Here is a 22076-nt window from a genome sequence, read left to right on the forward strand (position 1 = left end):
ATATGTGGTATTTTTCCTGGCTTCTGGGCTTGCCGCTCGCCGCAGCTTTCGCTGTGCTCAATGCCATGTGGTATGAACTGATGGACGACCGGGCACGCAAGCGTCTTGCAGCCGATCCGACTGCAGATCTGGCACACCAAGGTACGAAGCATCACTAACAAACGGAGCGGCCCGGAAACGGGCCGTTTTCTTTATGGGCTGATATTGGTCTTAGGCCGATGGTATCGAGAGTTCCGCTACGAAATCATAGGCATCACCACGATAGAGCGATTTGGTGAACTCGACCGCGCGGCCTGATGCGAGATAGGAAATACGCTCGATGGACAAACCGGCATCGCCGGTCTTGACGCCGAGTATCCGGGCATCGGGGTCCTTGATGTTGCAGGCGGAGATGCGCTGCACGGCGCGTACCGGACGAAAGCCGGTACGTCCGAGTTCGGCATAGAGCGATCCCTTGACTGCATCGGGATCGGGCAAAACTTCGCTCGACAAGCTGGCGCGCTCGATAGCCAGCGGAAGATCGCTTGCCATGCGCAAACGGCCAAGTCGCGCAACCCGGGTTTCGGATGAAACGCCAAGCTTCATCATTTCTTCGGGCGACGGATAATAGAGGCCGCGTTCCAGCCATTTGGATTGGGTGGCGATGCCGCGCCGCGCCATGTCTTCGGTAAAAGATGTGAGCATGGAAAGCGACTGCTGCACCCGCTCGCTCGGGCGCACAACAAAAGTGCCGGAGCCGTGACGACGCACCAGAAGTCCCGATTTGACGAGATCGTCCACCGCCTTGCGCACAGTTACGCGGCTGATATTAGCATATTCCGCAATGTCACGTTCGGGCGGCAGCGCCTCGCCATCGGCAAGATGTCCGGCACGAATCGCTGCCTCCAGCGACTGGCGCAGCTGCATGTAAAGCGGTCCCGCGCCAGAAGTTGGCGCAGTGCCCTGAAGGTTTTTGGGGAGAAAGGCGCTGAAATTGCCGCTCATGCACGCGCCTCATCCTTGTGGCCGTAGCGCTTGAGCGCGAGCTGCAAAGCTCCGGTCAAAGCGTCCGCTGCCGGTTGAACAATGAGCTTCTGCTGGCTTGCGGGGAGCCACTCCACATAAAGCGGCGCCATCCCGCCCAACAAACTGATCCGTTCCGCGCCCTGAGCAATCAACATGTCCAGCGTTTCGCTGACATAGCCTGCCGAGCGTTGCAGAAGCATGCGCGCGGTCTCATCGCCATTAGCAGCATATTGGAAAATACGCGGAGCATATTTGCCGAAATCGCCCGGCTTTGCCGTCCAGGCGAATTCAACCAGATTGTCGGGATTATTGCCGAACTCATTGAGCACGTCTGTTGTCAGGCGGCTGCGGGGATGAATGCCGTCATGCACCAGCAGGCATTCTTGCAACAAGCTTTGTCCAAGCCGCGCGCCGCTGCCAAGATCGCTGAGCGGAAACCCCCAGCCACCGACCGAATGAATTCGTTCGTGCTGCCGGACGATATAGGCCGTTCCGGTGCCTAAAATGGCCACGATCCCGTCCTGATCGCCAAGCGCACCCTGCAATGCGATAAGACCGTCGAACTCGACATTGGCGTGAGCAAAGGGGAGGCCGCGTTCAATAGGCAGGCCCGCGCCTTGGACATTGCCGCCAGCAAGTCCGAGCACCGCATGGCTTTCGTCATAGTGGCTTTGGTCCAGCCCCGCATCGGCGAAGGCATTGTCTATGGCTGCACGTACATTGACGAGCGAAGTCTGCGGATCAGTGACAATATTGGCCGATCCGCTGCGTCCCGTTCCGAGAATCGCACCGTTGCCATCTGCCACCACAGCGCGGCATCCGGTGCCGCCCCCGTCCACGCCAATGAAAAACTCTGCCATGAGATACCTCCAACTTGAAGATACCAAAAAAATACCATTAACCAAGCAGATTTATCGGAGACGAGCAAATTTGATTAATGCGTTGATAAAGTGAGGTAAATTATCTTGCCTCCAATTTTTATGCGAGAATTTCGTAAACTTCGCTGGACAATTGGTACGTTTTTGGCATTAAATTCAATCAAAGGGGAGCGCAATGCCGCCAGGGGTCGCCAAAGGTTGTTAACAGGCGAGGGTCGCGCGGAAATGGGATGGAGCGAAGACCGGCGGAGCCGGCACTTATCCCGTACCGTGATGGGCCATCGTTATTAACGTGGTGTATCGCAATGGACAGGCGTATCTCGCCTCTTTTGTGCGTCTGCGTTCAAAAAAACGGGAGAAGGTCAAATGGTTCGCAATACCTTGAAATTCATGCTGCTGGGTTCGACGCTGCTGGCGTCGGGTTCTGCCGCATTGGCTCAGGACGTCACGCTGACGGTTGAAAGCTGGCGTAACGACGATCTGCAAATCTGGCAGGAAAAGATCATTCCGGCCTTTGAAGCAAAGAATCCGGGCATCAAAATCAATTTCGCGCCAAGCGCGCCGACAGAATATAACGCCGCTCTCAATGCCAAGCTGGATGCTGGCTCGGGCGGCGATCTGATTTCATGCCGTCCGTTCGACACTTCGTTGGAGCTGTTCAACAAAGGCAAGCTTGCCGATCTCACCGATCTGGAAGGCATGAAGAATTTTTCCGACGTCGCCAAGTCCGCATGGACCACCGACGATGGCAAGAAAGCTTTCTGCGTGCCGATGGCTTCGGTCATTCACGGCTTCATCTATAATCAGGAAGCCTTTGACAAGCTCGGCCTGAAGGCTCCGGCGACCGAAGCCGAGTTCTTCGACGTGCTTGAGAAGATCAAGGCGGACGGCACTTATATCCCGATGGCCATGGGCACGAAGGATATGTGGGAAGCCGCGACCATGGGCTACCAGAATATCGGTCCGACCTACTGGAAGGGTGAGGAAGGCCGCAAGGCGTTGATCGCTGGCGAGCAGAAGCTGACCGACGAGCCATGGGTTGAGCCGTTCAAGGTTCTTGCCAAGTGGAAGGATTATCTGGGCGACGGTTTTGAAGCACAGACCTATCCGGACAGCCAGAATCTCTTCACGCTCGGTCGCGCCGCGATTTATCCGGCAGGTTCGTGGGAAATTGGCCTGTTCAACACGCAGGCGCAGTTCAAGATGGGCGCATTCCCGCCGCCGGTTAAGAATGCAGGCGACAGCTGCTACATCTCGGATCACAACGATATCGGTCTCGGCCTGAATGCTTCGAGCAAGAATGCCGAACAGGCCAAAGTGTTCCTGAACTGGGTGGCTTCGCCGGAATTCGCGGAAATCTACGCAAACGCGCTGCCGGGCTTCTTCAGCCTGAATTCGACGGCTGTGAAGATGTCCGATCCGCTGGCACAGGAATTCGTGTCCTGGCGCGAAAAGTGCAAGCCGACGATCCGTTCGACCTACCAGATCCTGTCGCGCGGCACGCCGAACCTGGAAAACGAAACCTGGGTTCAGTCAGCTAACGTCATCAACGGCACTGTAACGCCGGAAGATGCCGCCAAGAAGCTGCAGGAAGGCCTCGACAGCTGGTACAAGGCTGCGAAGTAATATGATCATTCACGGGCGGCTTTGCTTGAGGGCAGGCCGCCCGTGTGCATTTTCGATGCCGAACAGACTTGCAAGGCGCCTAACAGGCAGTTTTTCTTTCGCGCATTGCGCGATCCATGTCAGTCTCACGGCAAAAGAATGTTCGCAAGAACCGCATAAGCCGAAGAACAGCGAGTGTTGATGAGCCAGTCTGCCGACCTGCCAATCATTGAGCAAAAACGCCCGAGGCGATGGCACATTCTTGTGTTCCTGTTGCCTTGCGTGCTGGTTTATACGCTCGTCATGGTGCTGCCACTGATCGAGACATTGCGGCAAGCGTTCTTCAATGTCGTGGACGGGCAGCGCGTCTTTGTCGGCTTTGCCAATTTCCAGACGCTTTTCGGCGATGCAAACTGGTCGCGTGATTTCTGGAATGCGTTGAAAAACAACGTCATATTCTTCTGTATTCATATGCTGGTTCAAAACCCGATCGGCATTTTGCTGGCAGCCATGCTGTCGCTGCCGAGATTGCGTTTTGCCGCCTTCTATCGCACGGCGATCTTTCTGCCGACGCTACTCTCCTTCGTGATTGTCGGCTTTATCTGGAAGCTTATCCTGTCGCCGATCTGGGGCGTTGCGCCATGGATGATGGATCTGGTGGGCATGAAATGGGCCTTTGGGCCATGGCTCGGCAAGGCCGAAACAGCACTGGTCACGGTGTCGCTTGTTTCCGTCTGGCAGTTCGTCGGTATTCCAATGATGTTGATCTACGCGGCGTTGCTCAATATTCCCGATGAAATCATCGAAGCTGCCGAATGCGATGGCATTACCGGCTGGAGCCAGTTCTGGAAGATCAAGCTGCCGCTCATTCTGCCATCGATTGGCCTGATCTCGGTCATGACTTTTGTTGCGAATTTCAACGCGTTCGACCTGGTCTATTCGATGCAGGGCGCACTCGCGGGGCCGGACAAGGCGACCGACATTCTGGGCACCTTCCTGTACCGCACCTTCTTCGGCTTCCAGTTGCAGCTTGGCAATCCGTCCATGGGCGCCACCATCGCCGCCGTGATGTTCCTCATCATCCTCGCCGGTGTGTCGCTCTATCTGTTCGGCATCCAGCGTCGCATGCGCCGCTATCAATTCTGAGGAGCGAGAAATCATGTCGAAAGCACGCACTTCGCCCCTTCGCACAACGTTCGTTCATGCGGCATTGATCATCTATATGCTTGTCGCCGTCTTTCCGGTGGCGCTGACGTTGATCAATTCCTTCAAGGACCGCAACGCGATTTTTCGCACGCCGCTGCAGTTTCCGACACCGGAAAGCTTTAGCCTGATCGGCTATGAAACGGTTCTGAAACAGGGCTCGTTCCTGACCTATTTCCAGAACAGCACCATTGTCACGGTGGCGAGCATCTTCTTCGTCATCCTGTTTGGCGCCATGGCTGCCTTTGCCCTGTCGGAATATCGGTTCAAGGGCAACACGCTAATGGGGCTTTATCTGGCCATCGGCATCATGATCCCGATCCGGCTCGGTACGGTTGCATTGTTGCAGGGCATGGTCGCGGTGGGGCTTGTCAACAGCCTGACCTCGCTGATCCTCGTCTATACGGCTCAAGGCTTGCCGCTTGCCATCTTCATCCTGTCCGAATTCATGCGAACTGTGTCCGACGATCTGAAAAATGCCGGGCGAATAGACGGCATGTCGGAATATGCGATCTTCTTCAAGCTGGTGCTGCCGCTGATCCGGCCTGCCATGGCGACGGTCGCCGTCTTCACCATGATTCCGATCTGGAACGACCTCTGGTTCCCGCTGATCCTTGCGCCCGGCGAAGCCACCAAGACGGTCACGCTCGGCTCGCAGCTTTTCATCGGCCAGTTCGTCACCAACTGGAACGCGGTTCTGGCGGCGCTGTCGCTGGCAATGTTCCCGATCCTCGTCCTCTACGTCCTCTTCTCGCGGCAATTGATCCGCGGCATTACTGCCGGAGCTGTTAAATGAGTTCATCAACCCAACAGGCCCCGGTCCGCGTCCTGTCCGCCGGTCTCGGCAATATGGGCCGCAGCCATGCGCTGGCCTATCACCGCAATCCGGGCTTCGAGATCGTCGGTCTTGTGAATCGCACCAAAGTTGCGGTTCCGGATGAACTTGCCGGTTATGAAATTCATCCGTCGTTTCACGAGGCATTGGCCGAGTTGAAGCCGGACATGGCCTGCATTGCCACCTATTCGGAAAGCCATGCGGATTACGCTGTGGCCGCGATGGAGCAGGGCGCGCATGTCTTTGTCGAAAAGCCGCTGGCGACGACGGTGGAAGATGCACGCCGCGTCATCGACTGCGCGCGGGCCAACGGACGCAAGCTCGTCATCGGTTATATTCTGCGCCATCATCCGTCCTGGATGCGGCTGATCTCCGAAGCACGCCAGCTTGGCGGTCCTTATGTCTTCCGTATGAACCTCAACCAGCAGTCGAGCGGCGCGACCTGGGAAACGCACAAGAACCTGATGAACACCACATCGCCGATTGTCGATTGCGGTGTGCATTATGTGGATGTCATGTGCCAGATCACCGATGCCAAGCCGGTGGAAGTGCGCGGCATGGGCCTGCGCCTTTCCGATGAAATCAAGCCGGACATGTATAATTACGGTCATCTTCAGGTGTTGTTCGATGACGGCACGATTGGCTGGTACGAGGCGGGCTGGGGGCCGATGATGTCGGAAACGGCCTTCTTCGTGAAGGATGTCATATCGCCGAATGGCTGCGTCTCCATCGTCATGAACGAGGCCGTCACCAAGTCCGACGATGTGGATGCACACACAAAAACCTCGACCATCCGCATCCATCGTGCCGAACGCGGGGCGGACGGCAAATTCCTCAAACCCGATACGGATCTTTCCATGTCCGACGAGCCGGGCCATCAGGAATTGTGCGAACGCGAGCAGGCTTACATGCTGAAGGCCATTCGCGAGGATATCGATCTCAACCGCCATATGGATGACGCGCTGCAATCGCTGCGCATCTGTCTCGCCGCTGACGAAAGCGTGCGTCTCGGCCAGCCTGTCAAACTATAAGGAATTGCTTCGTGGGATCGCTTCTCCTCAAATCGGTACATAAGAGCTACGGTGCGCAGGCTGTTCTGAAAGATATCAATCTGGAAGTGCGCGACGGCGAGTTCATCATTTTCGTCGGTCCTTCCGGCTGCGGAAAATCGACGCTTTTGCGCTCGATTGCCGGCCTTGAAGATGTTTCGTCGGGTCAGGTGCTGATCAACGACAAGGACGTGACCGTCATCCCGCCTTCCAAGCGCGGCATCGCGATGGTGTTCCAGTCTTATGCGCTTTATCCGCATCTGACGGTGAAGGACAATATGGGCCTTGGCCTGAAACAGTCCGGCGCGCCGAAGGAGCAGATTGAAAGCCGCGTTACGCGCGCTTCATCCATGCTGTCGCTTGATCCCTATCTGGCACGACGTCCGGCGGAACTGTCGGGCGGCCAGCGCCAGCGCGTCGCTATCGGTCGCGCGCTCGTGCGTGACCCGGAACTGTTCCTGTTTGACGAGCCTTTATCCAATCTCGATGCCGCGTTGCGCGTGCAAACGCGTCTCGAAATTGCCAAGCTGCATCGTGAGTTGAAGGCGACGATGATCTATGTCACCCACGATCAGGTCGAGGCGATGACGCTTGCTGACCGCATCGTGGTGCTGAATGCGGGTCGGATTGAACAGATCGGCTCGCCGATGGAGCTTTATAACAAGCCTGACAATCTGTTCGTGGCAGGCTTCATCGGGTCGCCGCAGATGAATTTCGTCGAAGCGGGCCGTATCGGTGAAACGGGCGCGAAGACCATCGGCATCCGTCCGGAACATCTCGGCGTCAGCCGCGAAAGCGGCAAATGGAAGGGCAAGGTCATTCACGCCGAACATCTTGGTGCGGATACCATTCTTTATGTGGAAACCGAAGCGGCGGGACTCATCACCGTTCGCCTGTTTGGTGAACACCATTATACGGAAGATGACATCATCTTCGTATCGCCGGAAGCGGACAAGACGCATCGCTTTGACGATGACGGCAAGGCTGTCCGCTAAACCATTCGACATTCGATGAAATTGAACCGCGCTTGTTTCAAGCGCGGTTTTTTGTGCCCGCGAGAATCAGGTTCCCGGATCGCATTTTCTGTGAGTTTTATCATCGCGACGCGGTGGACAAAGTGCCTCAGGCACTATCGGATGAAGCGGATATCGCTCGATAGAGTACCAGATGGTACTGACGCATTCGTCAATGCTGCGTAAGAAAATTGCGCGCATGACCGCCGAAACATTCCATATCAAATCCTATATAAAACATGGAAATACACTTATTTCATTGACCTCATGAAGCGATGCATTTTCAGGTAGGAGAACTAAACTTCAGGATCACCTCTCGAGGCCATGAAAATAATCTTGCTTTATTTTGTAACCCGTATCACCCTGAATGACAGTGAAATCGGAGGAGGAAAACCGGCTTCACGTCGCATGGGAGGAATGCGGTCAATCTGTGTTTGAAAGGCCACCCGGAAACCGGGTTTTGAAGAAGCCTGTTCGCCGGACCCAAACAGAATTCCACCCGTTCGACATTCAGTGCCAGTTTTGCGAGGCCAGTTCTTGGCCCATTGCGAGGTATGCCCGCATGAGCGACGATGTCGTACTATCCCTGCATGTTCCCGAACCGGAATGGCGGCCCGGCGATGCGCCGGATTTCTCCCATGTCAAAATTCCTCGTGCTGGCAGTGTCAGAAGACCGGAAATAGACGAAAAGCCGGAAGCGATGCGCGATCTGGCTTTCAGCATCATTCGCGTGCTCAATCGCGAAGGCGAGGCGGTTGGTCCGTGGGCCGGGACGCTCACCGATGACGAGCTGAAAGACGGTCTGCGCCACATGATGATCCTGCGTGCCTATGATGCGCGTATGATGATGGCGCAACGTCAGGGCAAGACGTCGTTCTACATGCAGCATCTGGGCGAGGAGGCAGTCAGCTGCGCCTTTCGCAAGGCGCTGCGCAAGGGCGACATGAATTTCCCCACCTATCGGCAGGCCGGACTTCTGATTGCTGATGATTATCCGCTCGTCACCATGATGAACCAGATTTTCTCCAACGAGCAGGACCCGCTGAAGGGCCGCCAGCTTCCGGTGATGTATTCCTCCAAGGAACACGGCTTCTTCACCATTTCCGGCAATCTCGCGACGCAATATACGCAGGCTGTCGGCTGGGCGATGGCCTCGGCAATCAGCCACGACACCAAAATTGCCGCCGCATGGATCGGCGACGGCTCGACGGCTGAAAGCGACTTTCACGCAGCCCTTGTGTTCGCCTCGACCTACAAGGCGCCTGTGGTGATGAACATCGTCAACAACCAGTGGGCGATTTCGACATTTCAGGGGATTGCACGCGGTGGCTCCGGTACTTTCGCGGCGCGCGGGCATGGTTTCGGCATTCCGGCGCTGCGCGTTGACGGCAATGACTATCTGGCCGTTCACGCTGTTGCCAAATGGGCGGTCGAGCGCGCGCGGCGCAATCTTGGCCCAACGATCATTGAATATGTGACCTATCGCGCTGGCGGCCATTCCACTTCGGACGACCCGTCCGCTTATCGCCCCAAGGCGGAAAGCGATGCATGGCCGCTTGGCGATCCGATCTTGCGACTGAAGAACTATCTGATCTTGCGCGGCGTCTGGTCGGAAGACCGCCACAAGCAGGCGGAAGCGGAAGTGATGGACCTTGTCGTCAGCGCGCAGCGCGAGGCGGAAGCCATTGGCACCCTGCATGACGGGCGCAAACCGTCCATGCGCGACATGTTCGAGGATGTTTACGCAGAAACGCCGCCGCATCTTGTTCGCCAGCGTCAGGAAGCGGGGTTCTGATCAATGACCAAGATGACTATGCCCAGAATGACAATGATCGAGGCGATCCAAAATGCCCACGACATTGCCATGGAGCGCGACAAGAACGTGGTCGTGTTCGGTGAGGATGTCGGCTATTTCGGCGGCGTGTTTCGCTGCACCGCCGGTTTGCAGAAGAAATACGGCAAGGAGCGCTGTTTCGATGCGCCGATCAGCGAGCTTGGTATTGTCGGCACGGCAATTGGCATGGCGGCTTACGGCTTGCGCCCATGCATCGAGGTGCAGTTCGCGGATTATGTCTATCCGGCCTATGACCAGATTGTTTCCGAAGCCGCCCGTCTGCGCTATCGCTCGGCGGGCGAGTTCACATGCCCCATCGTGATCCGCATGCCATCCGGTGGCGGTATTTATGGCGGGCAAACCCACAGCCAAAGCCCGGAAGCGCTTTTCACCCATGTGTCGGGCTTGAAGACGGTCATGCCGTCCACACCAGCCGACGCCAAAGGCCTGCTGCTTGCAGCCATTGAAGATCCCGATCCGGTGATCATGTTCGAGCCGAAACGGCTTTATAACGGCCCCTTCGACGGCCATCACGACAAGCCGGTGACGTCGTGGAAGAAGCACGATCTGGGCGAAGTGCCGGAAGGTTATTATACGGTTCCACTCGGCAAGGCCGCCATTCGCCGCGAGGGCAGCGCGGTTACGGTGCTGGCCTATGGCACCATGGTGCATGTGGCGCTGGCCGCCGCCGAGGAAACCGGCGTCGATGCCGAAATCATCGATCTGCGCACGCTTCTGCCGCTCGATACGGAGACGATCATGGCATCGGTGCGCAAGACGGGCCGTTGCGTCATCGTGCATGAAGCAACGCTGACCTGTGGCTATGGCGCCGAACTCGCGGCACTCGTGCAACGCGATTGCTTCTATCACCTCGAAGCGCCTGTCATTCGCGTGACCGGTTGGGACACGCCTTATCCGCATGCGCAGGAATGGGCATATTTCCCCGGTCCTGATCGTGTCGGTCGCGCACTTGTGTCTATCATGGAAGCGTGAGGGGAGAGACCATGGCTCATTTTACAATCAAACTCCCCGATGTTGGCGAAGGCGTTGCCGAGGCAGAACTTGTCGAATGGCATGTGAAGGTTGGCGATATCATTCGTGAGGATGATCTTCTGGCCGCTGTCATGACTGACAAGGCGACGGTGGAAATCCCGTCATCACGCGCTGGCAAAGTCATCGCGATCAATGGCGAAGTGGGGGAAAAGATCGCCGTCGGTTCTGAACTGGTGCGGCTTGAAATCGAAGGTGCTTCCGGTGCAAGCGCGGAACCGAAGGCGGAAGAGCCAGCGCATAGTCCGATAGAGGCTGAAACGCCAAAGCCGCAGAATCCGGAAGTGCCGGTCTTGTTGCAGACGCCCGTTCCGCCAAAGCCGGCAGCACCAAAGCGTGAAACCCCGAGCCGCACTTTTGCGGGCGCTGGCCCTGTCCGGGCAGAAGGCGAAAAGCCTCTGGCCACGCCATCGGTCCGGTTGCGCGCGCGCGACGCGGGTGTCGATCTACGACGTGTTCGCGGAACCGGCCCTGCGGGCCGCATCACGCATGAAGATCTGGACGCGTTTTTTGAGGCCGAAAGCGGGGCTGCAACGGCCTTGTCCGGCTATGCCGCCGATACATCCGTTAACGAAATCAAAGTGATCGGGCTTCGGCGCAAGATCGCCGAACGAATGGCGGATGCAAAACGCCATATTCCCCATATTACCATTGTTGAGGAAGTCGATGTCACGCAGCTTGAAGAGCTACGCACCAGTCTCAACAATGAGAAGAAGGAAGGGCGTCCGCGCCTGACGTTGTTGCCATTCGTCATCCGCGCCATCGTCAAGGCGGCGAAAGAACAGCCGGGTCTCAATGCGCATTTCGATGATGAAGCCGATATTATCCGCCAGTTTGGCGGTGTGCATGTGGGCATTGCCACACAGACACCAAATGGCCTGATCGTCCCCGTGGTGCGTCATGCCGAGAGCATGACCGTTTTCGCAGCAGCTTCCGAGCTATCGCGTGTGACCGACGCCGCCCGCAACGGCACGGCAAAGCGGGAAGAACTGAGCGGCTCCACCATCACCATCACGTCGCTTGGACCGCTCGGGGCGATTGCCACGACACCGATCATCAATCGACCGGAAGTCGCGATTGTCGGCGTCAACAAGATTGCCGTGCGTCCAATGTGGGACGGAACCCAGTTCGTGCCGCGCAAGATGATGAACCTTTCATGCAGCTTCGATCATCGGGTGATCGATGGATGGGATGCGGCTGTCTTTGTGCAGAAGCTGAAAAGCCTCATCGAAACGCCTGCGATGATCTTTGTGGAAGGCTGAACTTATGAGTGAGATTAACTGCAAACTTCTGATCATCGGTGGCGGTCCCGGCGGCTATGTCTGTGGCATCCGGGCAGGGCAACTCGGCATCGACACCGTGCTGGTCGAGCGAAAGCGCCTCGGCGGCACCTGCCTCAATGTCGGCTGTATTCCGTCGAAAGCGCTGATCCATGCGGCGGATGAATTCCACCGCGTGACGCATTTCGCATCGAAAGGCGCACTCGGTATTACCGCGCAAAATCCGGCTATCGATTTTGGCAAAACGCTTGAATGGAAGGACGGCATCGTCAATCGGCTGAATAGCGGCGTCGCAGGGCTGTTGAAACGGTCGCGCGTGCGCATGTTTCAGGGGCAGGCGCGGTTCATGGACGGCAAGACCGTGCTGGTTGACACCGATACGGGCCGCCAGACCATTCATGCGGAAAATATCGTGATTGCCACCGGCTCCGTGCCGGTTGAAATCGAGGCGCTGCCCTTCGGTGGCAATATCATTTCGTCCACGGAAGCCCTGTCTCTGGGAGCGATACCGGAGAAGTTAGCTGTTGTGGGCGGTGGTTATATCGGGCTCGAAATCGGCACGGCTTACGCCAAGCTGGGTTCCAAAGTCACCGTGGTGGAAGCCACCGACCGCATCCTGCCGCAATATGATGCCGAACTGACGCGTCCCGTCATGGCACGATTGAAAGCGCTTGGCGTGGAGGTGTTGACCAGCACATCGGCCAAGGGACTGACCGCCGACGGCAAGGCGCTGGAAGTGTTGGCGGCTGACGGTTCAGCGAAACGCATCGAGGCCGACAAGGTGCTGGTGACGGTCGGGCGCAAGCCGCAGACTGACGGCTGGGGTCTGAGCGAAATCCGGCTCGATATGGATGGGCGTTTCATCCGCATTGATGATCGCTGCCGCACGTCGATGCGCGGCGTTTACGCAATTGGCGATGTCACGGGAGAGCCGATGCTGGCGCATCGCGCCATGGCGCAGGGCGAAATGGTTGCCGAGATCATCGCGGGCGGCAAGCAGGCCTGGGACAAGCGCTGCATCCCCGCCGTCTGCTTCACCGACCCGGAAATCGTAACGGTGGGACTGCTGCCCGATGAGGCGCGCAAGGCAGGCCACAATACGCAGATCGGTATTTTTCCGTTTCAGGCAAATGGCCGCGCCATGACGGTTGAGAGGGAAGACGGTTTTATCCGCGTGGTGGCGCGGGCAGACAATCACGTCATTCTGGGGATTCAGGCGGTCGGTGTCGGTATTTCTGAACTGTCGTCTGCCTTTGCGCAAGCCGTTGAAATGGGCGCGCGCCTTGAAGATATTGCTGGGACAATCCATGCACATCCGACCTTGGGCGAAGGCTTTGCCGAGGCCAGCATGAAGGCGCTTGGCCACGCATTGCATGTTTAAGCTCTGGATTTGCGCTCGTAACGCCAGACGAACACCGCAGCCCCGGCGACCATGGCTGCGAGCGCAAACCAGGTGATTGCATAGGACAGATGGCTGTTTCGGAAGGATACAACCGTCAACCCGCCGATCGGCTGGTTGCCCGGATTGGACTTGGCGTCCACATCGATGAAATAGGGTGCGACGGTGCCAAGTTTCTCTTTCGCGGCGAAAGCCGCAACATCGCGAGAGTTCCAGCTGTTCTTCTCTGGATCGTTGGGCCGCAGGAAGAACCCATCCGGCTCCGGCATGCGCAGAAGTCCGGTCACGGTCGTTTCACCGGCAATCTGCGTTTCCGGGCGGGTTGACAGATCACGCTTGTCGCCCGGCACAAAGCCGCGATTGATATAGGTCAGTGATCCATCAGCAGTGCGCAACGGCGTGAGTATCCAATAGCCGGCGCCGCGTTCGGTCAACGCACGCACAAGCACTTCCTTATCGTTCAGATAAGTGCCGGTGATGGTGACATGACGATATTCATCGTCCTTCTGATTGACATTGGCCCAGTCATCTTTGCCCGGCGCAGCAACGGGCTCGGCGTGGACGCGAGCATCCACGCGCGAGATCAGATCGAGTTTCCATTGCAAACGTTCGATCTGCCAGACGCCAAGACCCATAAAAAGCAGGAAAAACAGGCCAGCCAAAACGGCCATAAAACCGAGAAAGAAACCGGATTTCTTTTTCACGTCGTTTCCATCGGCTTCGGTCGTCATCGCACATTCCTGAATTTACTGAAACTGGAGCAATGCTCCCTCATAAACCAGCCATGCGGATTTAGATAGTTTGGAGCGGATAAAATAACAGCGCCAGCAGGCCGAGAATGGCATGTGGCGCTGATAACGAACCGACATAATATTCAATTCATGGGGCAAAATCAGGCAAGCTTGTGAACCTTGTGCCGCCGGTGCGAATAACCGCCCTTCGAACGGCGCAAAACATTGCAAACCTGCGTCTTGTCTTCAGACGGCTTTGGCATCTGCTCATGAATGCGATGCAGTATCTGCTGCGTAACTGTACGATCCTTGTCGGTAGGCCCAATGATTATGCTTTTCATCAACCATTCTCCCTGTTTTTTTGGGCACAGAGTAGCATCCGGGCTACCCCGGCCGGTCATCAAGAATGTACGAATATCCAAAGTATTAATCATAATTTACATATTGACAAGGGCATTCTTGCAACATCGCGCAAGCGCTTGAGATTGGATGAGAAAAGGCCGATTCGCTTTCGCAAACCGGCCTTTTAAAGTGATTATATCGATTAAATCAGTCGCGATTGCCCGTGAGAATCTCGCGCTTGCCGACATGGTTCGCAGGTCCGACCAGACCTTCCTTTTCCATGCGCTCGACGAGCGAGGCTGCACGGTTGTAGCCAATGCCGAGACGGCGCTGGATGTAGGAGGTTGAGCACTTCTTGTCGCGCAGCACCACTTTGACCGCCTGATCATAGACGTCGTCGCCGTCTTCGGACCCCATCGACGTCGCGTCGAAGACAGCCGCATCGGCGGTTTCTTCTTCGGCGTCCTCATCTTCCGTCACGGTTGCCAGATAATCCGGGCGACCCTGTTCCTTCAGATGATTGACGACCTGTTCCACTTCCTCGTCCGAAACGAACGGTCCATGGACGCGGACGATACGACCGCCACCGGCCATATGCAGCATGTCGCCCTGGCCGAGAAGCTGTTCGGCGCCCATTTCACCGAGAATGGTGCGGCTGTCGATTTTCGACGTAACCTGGAAGGAAATACGGGTCGGGAAGTTGGCCTTGATCGTGCCAGTGATGACATCAACGCTTGGACGCTGGGTCGCCATGATCAGGTGAATACCAGCGGCACGGGCCATCTGCGCCAGACGCTGCACCGCGCCTTCGATATCCTTGCCCGCAACCATCATCAGGTCGGCCATTTCATCGATGATGACCACGATATACGGCATGGGCGTCAGGTCGAGTTCTTCCTGAATATAGGTCGGCTCGCCGGTTTCCTTGTCGAAACCAGCCTGCACGGTGCACATGACGGTTTCGCCCTTGCCCTTGGCCGAAGCCGCACGGGCGTTGAAACCCTCGATATTGCGGACGCCGAGGCGGGCCATCTTGCGATAGCGCTCTTCCATCTCGCGCACGGCCCATTTCAGGGCAACAACGGCCTTTTTCGGGTCGGTCACGACGGGGGTGAGCAGGTGCGGAATGCCATCATAGATCGACAGTTCCAGCATCTTCGGATCGACCATGATCAGGCGGCATTCTTCCGGCTTGAACCGATAGAGCAACGACAGGATCATGGTGTTGATAGCAACCGACTTGCCCGAGCCCGTGGTGCCGGCGACCAGCAGGTGAGGCATCTTGGCGAGTTCAGCAATGATCGGCTCGCCACCAATGCCTTTGCCAAGGCAAAGCGGCAGGCGGTAATTCGATGCTTCGAAGGTGCGGGAGTCGATCATCTCGCGCAGATAGACGGTTTCGCGATTGGCATTCGGCAATTCGATGCCGATGACGTTGCGACCCGGAACCACAGCCACGCGGGCGGAGAGCGCCGACATGGAGCGGGCGATATCGTCAGCGAGGCCGATGACACGCGAGGACTTCACACCCGGAGCAGGCTCGAATTCATAGAGCGTGACCACCGGACCGGGACGGACATGGATGATCTCGCCGCGCACGCCGAAATCTTCCAGCACGCTTTCCAGCAGACCTGCGCTGCGTTCCAGCATTTCCTGCGTGATGACATTGCCATCCAGTGCGGGCGGCATTTGCAGCAACTCGCGTGGCGGGAATTCGTACTCGCCGTGAATGACCGGGGCTTCCGCGCGGGGGAGGGGTTGCGGCTGATAGAGGGCAATCGACGGCGCAGCCTTTGCCGGAGCAGGCGTAGCTGCGACTGGTGCAGGCGCTTCGATTTCTTCAACGCTGTGCTCTTCGGCTTCTGCGACGGCAAGCACCACATCGTCTTCGGTCGCTTCACCTGAAACCTCGGCAACTTCCGCAATCTGCGGTGCAGCTTCGACCTTCTTCGGAGCGATTGCCTTTGCCTTTGCAACCAGAGCAATGACTGGAGCCACGGCGACAGGTTCTGACGCTACAATGGGTTCAGGAGTCGGAACTTCTGTTACTGGTTGTGGTTCAGCAACAACTGCCGCAACCGGCGTTTCTTCCGGCTGGCTGTTCCATTCACGAATGCGGAACTGTGCCAGAATGGATTCAACAGTCGGCGCTGGCTTTTTGGGAGCGGCGGGTACCGCAGCAACAAGCGGCACGGTCGGCGCAAGGCTTGCCTCAACATCGCATCCTTCCCAGAAGGCGAAGTCGGAAATATAGGCGAAGGCAGACGTTGTGATGTCAGTTGCGGGCGCGATAGGAGCCTGCGCTACCACAGGTTCTGGTATCGCCTGAACGACAGGTGCCGCGACGGCAGCTGGCATGACCGGCAGGGCAGGCGGAACGGGTACGACGGGCGGTTGCACCATGCCGAGCGAAACGCTCTGCTGCAATGCGGCGACCGCCATTGGTTGGACTTCGGCTGCTTTTTCAACAACGGCTTCCTGCGCTTCCGCAACAGGCTGAACCTGCGGGCGAGCGTTGACATCCGGCAGGTCCTCGCCGCGACGACGCATCAGTTCCACTTCCGGCGTGCGGGTGAAACGGACATTCTCGCCCAGAGAAAAATGGATTTTCCAGGCGCCGTCATCTGTCGGATTACGCGCCTCCGTCTGGCCACGCTGGGGCTTCGGGTCCGAGGCGTTCTCTGTATGATTTCCATTCGAATGGGGGAAATTTTCTCTCAAATTACGCATGATACCTGAACCATAGATACTGTCGCCTGAATGAGCCCAAGTAATAAAAAATGAAGGTTAACAACCCCCTTCATAAATTCGCCGTCGCCCAGAAAATTCTGACAGGGTCGCCGCGGTTGACAGCTGGTTTTCTGTGGGGAAATTCATTCCAAAGAACAAGAATAGTCAACAAAAACAAATAGTAAGTATTATAAGTTAATGAATTTTATTAGAAATATGAAAACCCGCATGGGTTGTGAATATAAATTACTCCCTTAAAGCGCGTTACCCGAAACGCTGCCGGTGCGCGGCTCAGTCACGGGCAAGCGCTACGACGGGATCGAGTCGGGAGGCATTGCGGGCGGGCATGAAACCGAATCCGATTCCGATAAGGCTGGAACACAGCAGCGCCGCTACAATGGATGTCGGCGAGTAGATCAGTTTGAACATTGTGCTGAACTGCGCGAACAGCAGACCGAAACCGCCAGCGACAAGCACCCCGACAATGCCGCCGATCAGACAGACCAAGATAGATTCGATGAGGAATTGTTGCAGGATATCGCTTTGCCGCGCCCCAACTGCCATGCGCACGCCGATCTCGTTGATTCTTTCCGAAACTGCGACCAGCATGATGTTCATCACGCCGATTCCCCCAACAAAGAGCGAAATGCCCGCGATGCTCGCCACAAGGAGGGCCAGCATTGCCGTCGTGGCCTGAATGGTTTTCTGCAATGTGTCGCTGTTGAAGATGAAAAAGTCCTTTTTGCCATGACGCCTTTGCAGAAACGCCGTCACCATCTTTTCGGCGATCGCCGGGTCCATAGTGTCGCGAATGCGAACGGCTATCGACTGCAAAGCGCGCGAGCCGGTCATGCGCGTCTGAACAGTTGTATAGGGCAGAAACAATTCCAACTTGCTCGATCCGGACATGCCTTGTTCATCGGCTTTGGTAACTCCGACGATCCGTACAGGAATCTGTTTCAGAAAAACGACCCTGCCGACCACGGTGCCCTGCTCGTTGGGGAACAATTCCTTTTTGGTGTTCGTGTCGATCACCGCGTCCTGCGCGAGATTATCGAGACTTCTTTTGTCGAAGAAACGCCCCTCAACCAGCTTGCTTTTACGGGTCGCAAAATAACGTTCGCTGACACCATTGACCGTGATGCTGACTTCCTTGTTGCCAACGCGGACCGTTCCCATCGTGGAACTTTCAGGTGTTGCCGCGACGACATAGGGCAGCTTGGCCAGTTCGTTTGCGTCGTCAACGTTCAATGTGGTGACAAGCGCCGCTTTCAGATCGCCATAGCCGGTTCCGGGGCCGATATAGAGCGTGTTGGTGCCGAGGCTGCTGATCTGTTCGAGGATGCGCTGTTGTGAACCTTGCCCTAGTGCCGTGACGCAGACGACGGAGGCCGTTCCGATAATGATCCCCAGCATGGTGAGGAATGTTCGCATGCGGTGCGCGTTCATGGAGCGCAAGGCCATCGCAAAGGCTTCTTTAAAGCGATCACGCATACCGCTGAAAAGATTATGTTTTTCCGACTCCGATGCAGCAAGGGGATCATTGGTCCGAATGCTGCGGCAATCGACAGCCTTCAGCGTATCGGCTGTGATTTCTCCGTCGTGGATTTCGATGATGCGGTTTGCGCGCGCCGCGACAGCCCTGTCATGCGTGACAATGATGATCGTGCGGCCTTCACGGTTCAGTTCCTGAAGAATGCCGAGTACTTCTTCGCCGCTCCGGCTATCGAGCGCGCCGGTCGGTTCGTCTGCGAGTATGACATCAGCGTTGTTGATGAGCGCGCGGGCTATCGACACACGCTGTTGCTGGCCGCCGGAAAGCTGGTTGGGCCGGTGGTGCGTCCGACCGCTCATGCCAAGCCGCCGCAGGATTTCATGGGCGCGTTCGCGCCGCGCTTCACGCGCCTGTCCCGCATAAATCGCGGGTATTTCGACATTGCCGACTGCGTCCAGCTCATTCAGCAGGTGATAGCGCTGAAAGATAAAACCAAAATGCTCCCGCCGCAGCTGAGCCAGTTCATCCGGCTCCAGTTTCGCCGTTGAACGTCCTGAAATCAGATATTGCCCTTCCGAGGGACGATCCAGACAGCCCAGAATATTCATCAGCGTGGATTTTCCAGAACCGGACGCACCGACAATCGCCACCATCTCGCCGCACTGGATGGTGAGGTCGATATCGCGCAGGACCGTGGTGAAACCGTCGCCGGATGGGTAATGGCGCGAAACAGCCTTCAACAAAATCAACGGCATATCGCTCATGTCAGGCACCGTCAGTCGTTACAGTGGTTTCCTGATTGTCGGTGACGATCTTGTCACCTTCCTGCAAGCCTGAGCGGATTTCCGTGTTGATCTTGTCGGTGATTCCGGTTTCCACGGTGCGCTCCTCCAGCGTTCCATAGGCATTCAGCACGCGGACGGTTGCTTTACCCGGACTATCCGGGTCGTCATTACCGAGCGGTTTCAGCGCCGACACAGGAGCGAGCAGGACATTTTTGACCTTCGCCAGAACGATATGGATCTCCGCCGTCATATAGGTGCGAAGCAGACCATCGGTGTTGGGAATGCTGAACTTGCCTTTGTAATAAACGGCAGAGGCCGTCACGCCGCTTGAAGCCGACAGGCCGTTGCTGGTGCCGAAGCTCTTGTCGCTCACAACGGAATCCGGCGCAGGCTCGATTGTTTCGAGCTTTGCATCGTAACGTTTTGAATTTCTTCCGGAAATGGTGAAGTAGATCGGCAGGCCATCGTGCACCTGCGTAATATCCGCTTCCGAAATATCGGCTTCCACCGTCATCGTGTCGAGCTGACCGAGGATCGCGATTGTCGGGACGGTTTGCTGCGCGTTGACGTTCTGGCCCTCCTGCGCCACCGTTGAAAGTATGGTGCCATCAATGGGAGCCGTGATCCGAGTGTAGGCAAGCTTGGTTTCCGCGATACGGACTTCAACCTTCGACGCCGCGATCAAGGCTTCCGTATTGGCCAAGGCCGCTTTTTGCTTTTTCAATCCGGCTACTGCTTTGTCATATTCAGATCGCGCGACAGCATTTTTTCCGATCATCGCCTGATTGCGGGCAAGATCCAGCTTCGCCAGTTCCAGATCGGCGAGGTTCTGCTGACGAGTGGCCTCGTTCTGACGCAGTGTTGCCTGGGCTTTGTCCAGATCGTTCTGCTGGCTCGCGGCATCGATGAGCGCGACGACTTCGCCCTGTTTCACATGCTGTCCGGTTTTCACTTTGAGCGAAAGTATCCGCCCCGTGGCCTGAGTGCCAATGGCAACCAGATTTTTAGGGCGCAATGTGCCCGACGCAACCACAGAGCTTTCAAGGTCACCGCGTTCTACGGTTGTCATCTCGGGCAGCGGCTCGTGAGCGGACCACTGTTCGAACGACAGACCAGCGGCCAGCATCAAGACAAGGAGGGCCGCGCCCCAACGTTTGCGAAAACGTCGCTTCGATACAGAGTTGGCGGAATTCATTGCGGCCTCGCAGGATGATCAGGCGCGGTCGCCATGGGAGGTTTCATGAGATGCGGACCAGTATAGCCGTCCACGACTTCAGATCTGTCGATGTCGATCCGACCGTTCCAACCTCCGCCGAGTGCCTTCTGCAAAGCGACGTAGTTGGTGATGATCTCCACGCGTGCTTGCGCCAACGCGTTTTCCTGATCGAGCAAACTGCGTTGGGCGTTGAGGACGTCGAGGAAATTTTTGGATCCGGCCTTGAACTGGTCGAGCGTCAACGCAGTGATCTTACGGTTGTTACCCACAATCTTCTCGAGCTGAGCGATGCGCAGACGGTTCTGGTTGAATTGGACACTGGCGTTTTCCACTTCGCTCAAACTGTCCAGAATAGTTTGGCGGTATTTGATGAAAGCCTCGTCCCGCGTTGCCCGGGCCGCATCAACATCAGCAAGCAGCTTGCCGCCCTGGAAAACAGGTATCGTGAGGTTGGGACCGAATGACCAGCCTATGGTCGACAAACGGGCAAGATCGCCAAAGTTTGCACCGCCGGTATCGATTTTGCCAATAAGGGAGACGCTTGGATAAAGTGTCGCCTGACTCTGGCCAATCTTGGCTGTTGCGGCAGCATAATCTCGTTCTGCAGCGCGGATGTCGGGGCGGCTTAGTAAGAGATTTGCAGGTAATCCGGCAGCTATTCTGCGCGGTGCGGAAGGCAAGGGCCGGGGCTTGTCCAATATCGCGGCCAGCGCAAGCGACGAACGCCCCGTCAGCGTGGATAGCTTGTTCAGAGAACTGGCATAGCTGATGCGCAGTGAAGGAATTTCGGCCTCTGTGGTATCGGCCTGCGTTTGTGCGCTCAGCAGATCAACCTGTGATATGTTGCCGGCTTCCAGTTGCGTGCGGGTGAGGGCAACAGTTCGGCGCTGTGAAGCAGCATTGCGCCCGGCGATTGCGATCTGCGCCTGCGCGCCGCGCAACTGGACATAATTGGTTGCGATATCACCGATCAGACTGACGAGCGCCGCACGCAACTGTTCGCTCGCCGACTCTTTTGCGTAATACGCCGCTTCGACACCGCGCCGGTTCGCGCCGAACAAATCGATATCCCATGCAGGATCTAACCCGAAACTCGACGTGCTAGTGGCGGCGCTGCCACCACCACCAGAACGCGTGAAACTGCCTTTTCCATCCACGGACGGATAAAGTGTGCCACCCGCCGACGCGTAGCTGGCGCGCGCCTGGCGTACTTTTGCTTTTGCTATCGCAACGTTAGGACTGCCCTCAATGCCGTCAGCAATGAGCTGGTCCAGAATTGGATCGCGCAGGTTTTTCCACCAGTCTGCGAGATTGGGAGCAACGGTGCTGGCCTTACTGTTCCACGCGGGGGGCGTATTGATGACAGGGGCGCGATAATCCGGCCCAACTGCAACACAGCCCGCGCTGAACGGAAAAAACAACAAAATCGCGCAAAGGGGGACTTTCGAAATTTTGATATTTCCTCAAAGTAATCAATAAAAAATTCGCATTGTTTTTAATATGGATTGGAGAGTATGTACATCGAGGCAACATATTTTTAAATTGCTAGCAATAAAATTGGCTATACTATTTATAATGCTTGAAAGAGCTGCGATCAGACTTCCGATTACAGTGACGGATGCGCGA

Annotated in this window: 18 protein-coding genes; 10 read left to right on the top strand and 8 right to left on the bottom strand. The window is 56.7% G+C overall.

What is annotated here, in order from left to right; all coding sequences use genetic code 11:
• Positions 1–2: 2 nt before the first annotated feature.
• Positions 3–158 carry a cytochrome bd-I oxidase subunit CydX gene (cydX, locus tag D8666_RS16910; protein WP_109367412.1) on the top strand — a complete coding sequence of 52 codons (156 nt, stop codon included), beginning with the start codon at positions 3–5 and terminating at the stop codon, positions 156–158.
• A 52-nt stretch (positions 159–210) separates the two neighbouring features.
• Here cydX and D8666_RS16915 read toward each other — a convergent pair whose 3' ends face one another.
• On the bottom strand, positions 211–984 hold the full coding sequence (locus tag D8666_RS16915; RefSeq protein WP_109367411.1) for a GntR family transcriptional regulator: 774 nt from the start codon (positions 982–984) through the stop codon (positions 211–213).
• Positions 981–1865, bottom strand: a complete 885-nt coding sequence (locus D8666_RS16920) for a glucosamine kinase nucleotide-binding domain-containing protein (RefSeq protein ID WP_109367410.1) — start codon at positions 1863–1865, stop codon at positions 981–983. The genes D8666_RS16915 and D8666_RS16920 overlap by 4 nt, the downstream gene beginning before the upstream one ends.
• 384 nt (positions 1866–2249) lie before the next feature.
• Here D8666_RS16920 and D8666_RS16925 point away from each other — a divergent pair, with 384 nt between their 5' ends.
• From D8666_RS16925 to lpdA, 9 genes are all read left to right on the top strand, one after another.
• A complete protein-coding gene (locus tag D8666_RS16925) occupies positions 2250–3509 on the top strand; it encodes an ABC transporter substrate-binding protein (protein WP_121538836.1) in 1260 nt (419 codons plus the stop codon).
• 180 nt (positions 3510–3689) lie between these two features.
• The gene (locus tag D8666_RS16930; RefSeq protein WP_109367408.1) at positions 3690–4634 is read left to right on the top strand and encodes a carbohydrate ABC transporter permease; all 945 of its coding nucleotides are present in this window, start codon (positions 3690–3692) and stop codon (positions 4632–4634) included.
• Positions 4635–4647: 13 nt separating this feature from the next.
• Positions 4648–5487, top strand: coding sequence for a carbohydrate ABC transporter permease (locus D8666_RS16935; protein ID WP_109367407.1), 840 nt, complete (start codon positions 4648–4650; stop codon positions 5485–5487).
• Complete coding sequence (locus tag D8666_RS16940; RefSeq protein WP_109367406.1) at positions 5484–6557, top strand: Gfo/Idh/MocA family protein; 1074 nt, start codon at positions 5484–5486, stop codon at positions 6555–6557. The genes D8666_RS16935 and D8666_RS16940 overlap by 4 nt, the downstream gene beginning before the upstream one ends.
• Positions 6558–6568: 11 nt before the next feature.
• Positions 6569–7570: an ABC transporter ATP-binding protein gene (locus D8666_RS16945; RefSeq protein ID WP_109367405.1), complete on the top strand. Its 1002-nt coding sequence runs from the start codon at positions 6569–6571 to the stop codon at positions 7568–7570.
• A 580-nt stretch (positions 7571–8150) separates the two neighbouring features.
• Entirely contained in the window at positions 8151–9383 is a 1233-nt protein-coding gene (locus D8666_RS16950) for a 3-methyl-2-oxobutanoate dehydrogenase (2-methylpropanoyl-transferring) subunit alpha (RefSeq protein WP_109367404.1), read from the top strand.
• Positions 9384–9401: 18 nt separating this feature from the next.
• Positions 9402–10415, top strand: coding sequence for an alpha-ketoacid dehydrogenase subunit beta (locus tag D8666_RS16955; protein ID WP_109367989.1), 1014 nt, complete (start codon positions 9402–9404; stop codon positions 10413–10415).
• A gap of 11 nt (positions 10416–10426) precedes the next feature.
• Entirely contained in the window at positions 10427–11734 is a 1308-nt protein-coding gene (locus D8666_RS16960; protein WP_109367403.1) for a dihydrolipoamide acetyltransferase family protein, read from the top strand.
• A gap of 4 nt (positions 11735–11738) precedes the next feature.
• Positions 11739–13133: a dihydrolipoyl dehydrogenase gene (gene lpdA, locus D8666_RS16965; RefSeq protein WP_109367402.1), complete on the top strand. Its 1395-nt coding sequence runs from the start codon at positions 11739–11741 to the stop codon at positions 13131–13133.
• On the opposite strand, the gene D8666_RS16970 is transcribed toward lpdA, so the two are convergent.
• The 6 genes from D8666_RS16970 to D8666_RS16995 all read right to left on the bottom strand — a co-directional run bounded on the left by D8666_RS16970 (position 13130) and on the right by D8666_RS16995 (position 21871).
• Positions 13130–13822, bottom strand: a complete 693-nt coding sequence (locus tag D8666_RS16970; protein ID WP_109367988.1) for an SURF1 family protein — start codon at positions 13820–13822, stop codon at positions 13130–13132. The genes lpdA and D8666_RS16970 overlap by 4 nt on opposite strands.
• A 221-nt stretch (positions 13823–14043) precedes the next feature.
• Positions 14044–14223, bottom strand: coding sequence for a hypothetical protein (locus D8666_RS16975; protein ID WP_109367401.1), 180 nt, complete (start codon positions 14221–14223; stop codon positions 14044–14046).
• A gap of 208 nt (positions 14224–14431) precedes the next feature.
• Positions 14432–16954: a DNA translocase FtsK gene (locus D8666_RS16980; RefSeq protein ID WP_121538838.1), complete on the bottom strand. Its 2523-nt coding sequence runs from the start codon at positions 16952–16954 to the stop codon at positions 14432–14434.
• Between the two features lie 291 nt (positions 16955–17245).
• Positions 17246–19213 carry a MacB family efflux pump subunit gene (locus D8666_RS16985; protein ID WP_109367399.1) on the bottom strand — a complete coding sequence of 656 codons (1968 nt, stop codon included), beginning with the start codon at positions 19211–19213 and terminating at the stop codon, positions 17246–17248.
• A 1-nt stretch (position 19214) separates the two neighbouring features.
• Positions 19215–20429, bottom strand: coding sequence for an efflux RND transporter periplasmic adaptor subunit (locus tag D8666_RS16990; protein ID WP_109367398.1), 1215 nt, complete (start codon positions 20427–20429; stop codon positions 19215–19217).
• Positions 20426–21871 (bottom strand): efflux transporter outer membrane subunit, encoded by a 1446-nt coding sequence (locus D8666_RS16995; RefSeq protein ID WP_235858991.1) that lies wholly within the window; start codon positions 21869–21871, stop codon positions 20426–20428. The genes D8666_RS16990 and D8666_RS16995 overlap by 4 nt, the downstream gene beginning before the upstream one ends.
• Positions 21872–22076: the final 205 nt, after the last annotated feature.

The sequence above is a fragment of the Ochrobactrum soli genome (assembly GCF_003664555.1).
GTDB classification, from domain to species: Bacteria; Pseudomonadota; Alphaproteobacteria; order Rhizobiales; family Rhizobiaceae; genus Brucella; species Brucella teleogrylli.

Coding starts and splice junctions, on each gene's coding strand:
- D8666_RS16950 (WP_109367404.1), top strand. CDS start 8,151: ATGAGCGACGATGTCGTACTATCCCTGCATGTTCCCGAACCGGAATGG.
- D8666_RS16970 (WP_109367988.1), bottom strand. CDS start 13,822: ATGGCCGTTTTGGCTGGCCTGTTTTTCCTGCTTTTTATGGGTCTTGGC.
- cydX (WP_109367412.1), top strand. CDS start 3: ATGTGGTATTTTTCCTGGCTTCTGGGCTTGCCGCTCGCCGCAGCTTTC.
- D8666_RS16935 (WP_109367407.1), top strand. CDS start 4,648: ATGTCGAAAGCACGCACTTCGCCCCTTCGCACAACGTTCGTTCATGCG.
- D8666_RS16980 (WP_121538838.1), bottom strand. CDS start 16,954: ATGCGTAATTTGAGAGAAAATTTCCCCCATTCGAATGGAAATCATACA.
- D8666_RS16975 (WP_109367401.1), bottom strand. CDS start 14,223: ATGAAAAGCATAATCATTGGGCCTACCGACAAGGATCGTACAGTTACG.
- D8666_RS16930 (WP_109367408.1), top strand. CDS start 3,690: ATGAGCCAGTCTGCCGACCTGCCAATCATTGAGCAAAAACGCCCGAGG.
- D8666_RS16925 (WP_121538836.1), top strand. CDS start 2,250: ATGGTTCGCAATACCTTGAAATTCATGCTGCTGGGTTCGACGCTGCTG.
- D8666_RS16920 (WP_109367410.1), bottom strand. CDS start 1,865: ATGGCAGAGTTTTTCATTGGCGTGGACGGGGGCGGCACCGGATGCCGC.
- D8666_RS16960 (WP_109367403.1), top strand. CDS start 10,427: ATGGCTCATTTTACAATCAAACTCCCCGATGTTGGCGAAGGCGTTGCC.
- D8666_RS16990 (WP_109367398.1), bottom strand. CDS start 20,429: ATGAATTCCGCCAACTCTGTATCGAAGCGACGTTTTCGCAAACGTTGG.
- D8666_RS16955 (WP_109367989.1), top strand. CDS start 9,402: ATGCCCAGAATGACAATGATCGAGGCGATCCAAAATGCCCACGACATT.
- D8666_RS16940 (WP_109367406.1), top strand. CDS start 5,484: ATGAGTTCATCAACCCAACAGGCCCCGGTCCGCGTCCTGTCCGCCGGT.
- D8666_RS16915 (WP_109367411.1), bottom strand. CDS start 984: ATGAGCGGCAATTTCAGCGCCTTTCTCCCCAAAAACCTTCAGGGCACT.
- lpdA (WP_109367402.1), top strand. CDS start 11,739: ATGAGTGAGATTAACTGCAAACTTCTGATCATCGGTGGCGGTCCCGGC.
- D8666_RS16985 (WP_109367399.1), bottom strand. CDS start 19,213: ATGAGCGATATGCCGTTGATTTTGTTGAAGGCTGTTTCGCGCCATTAC.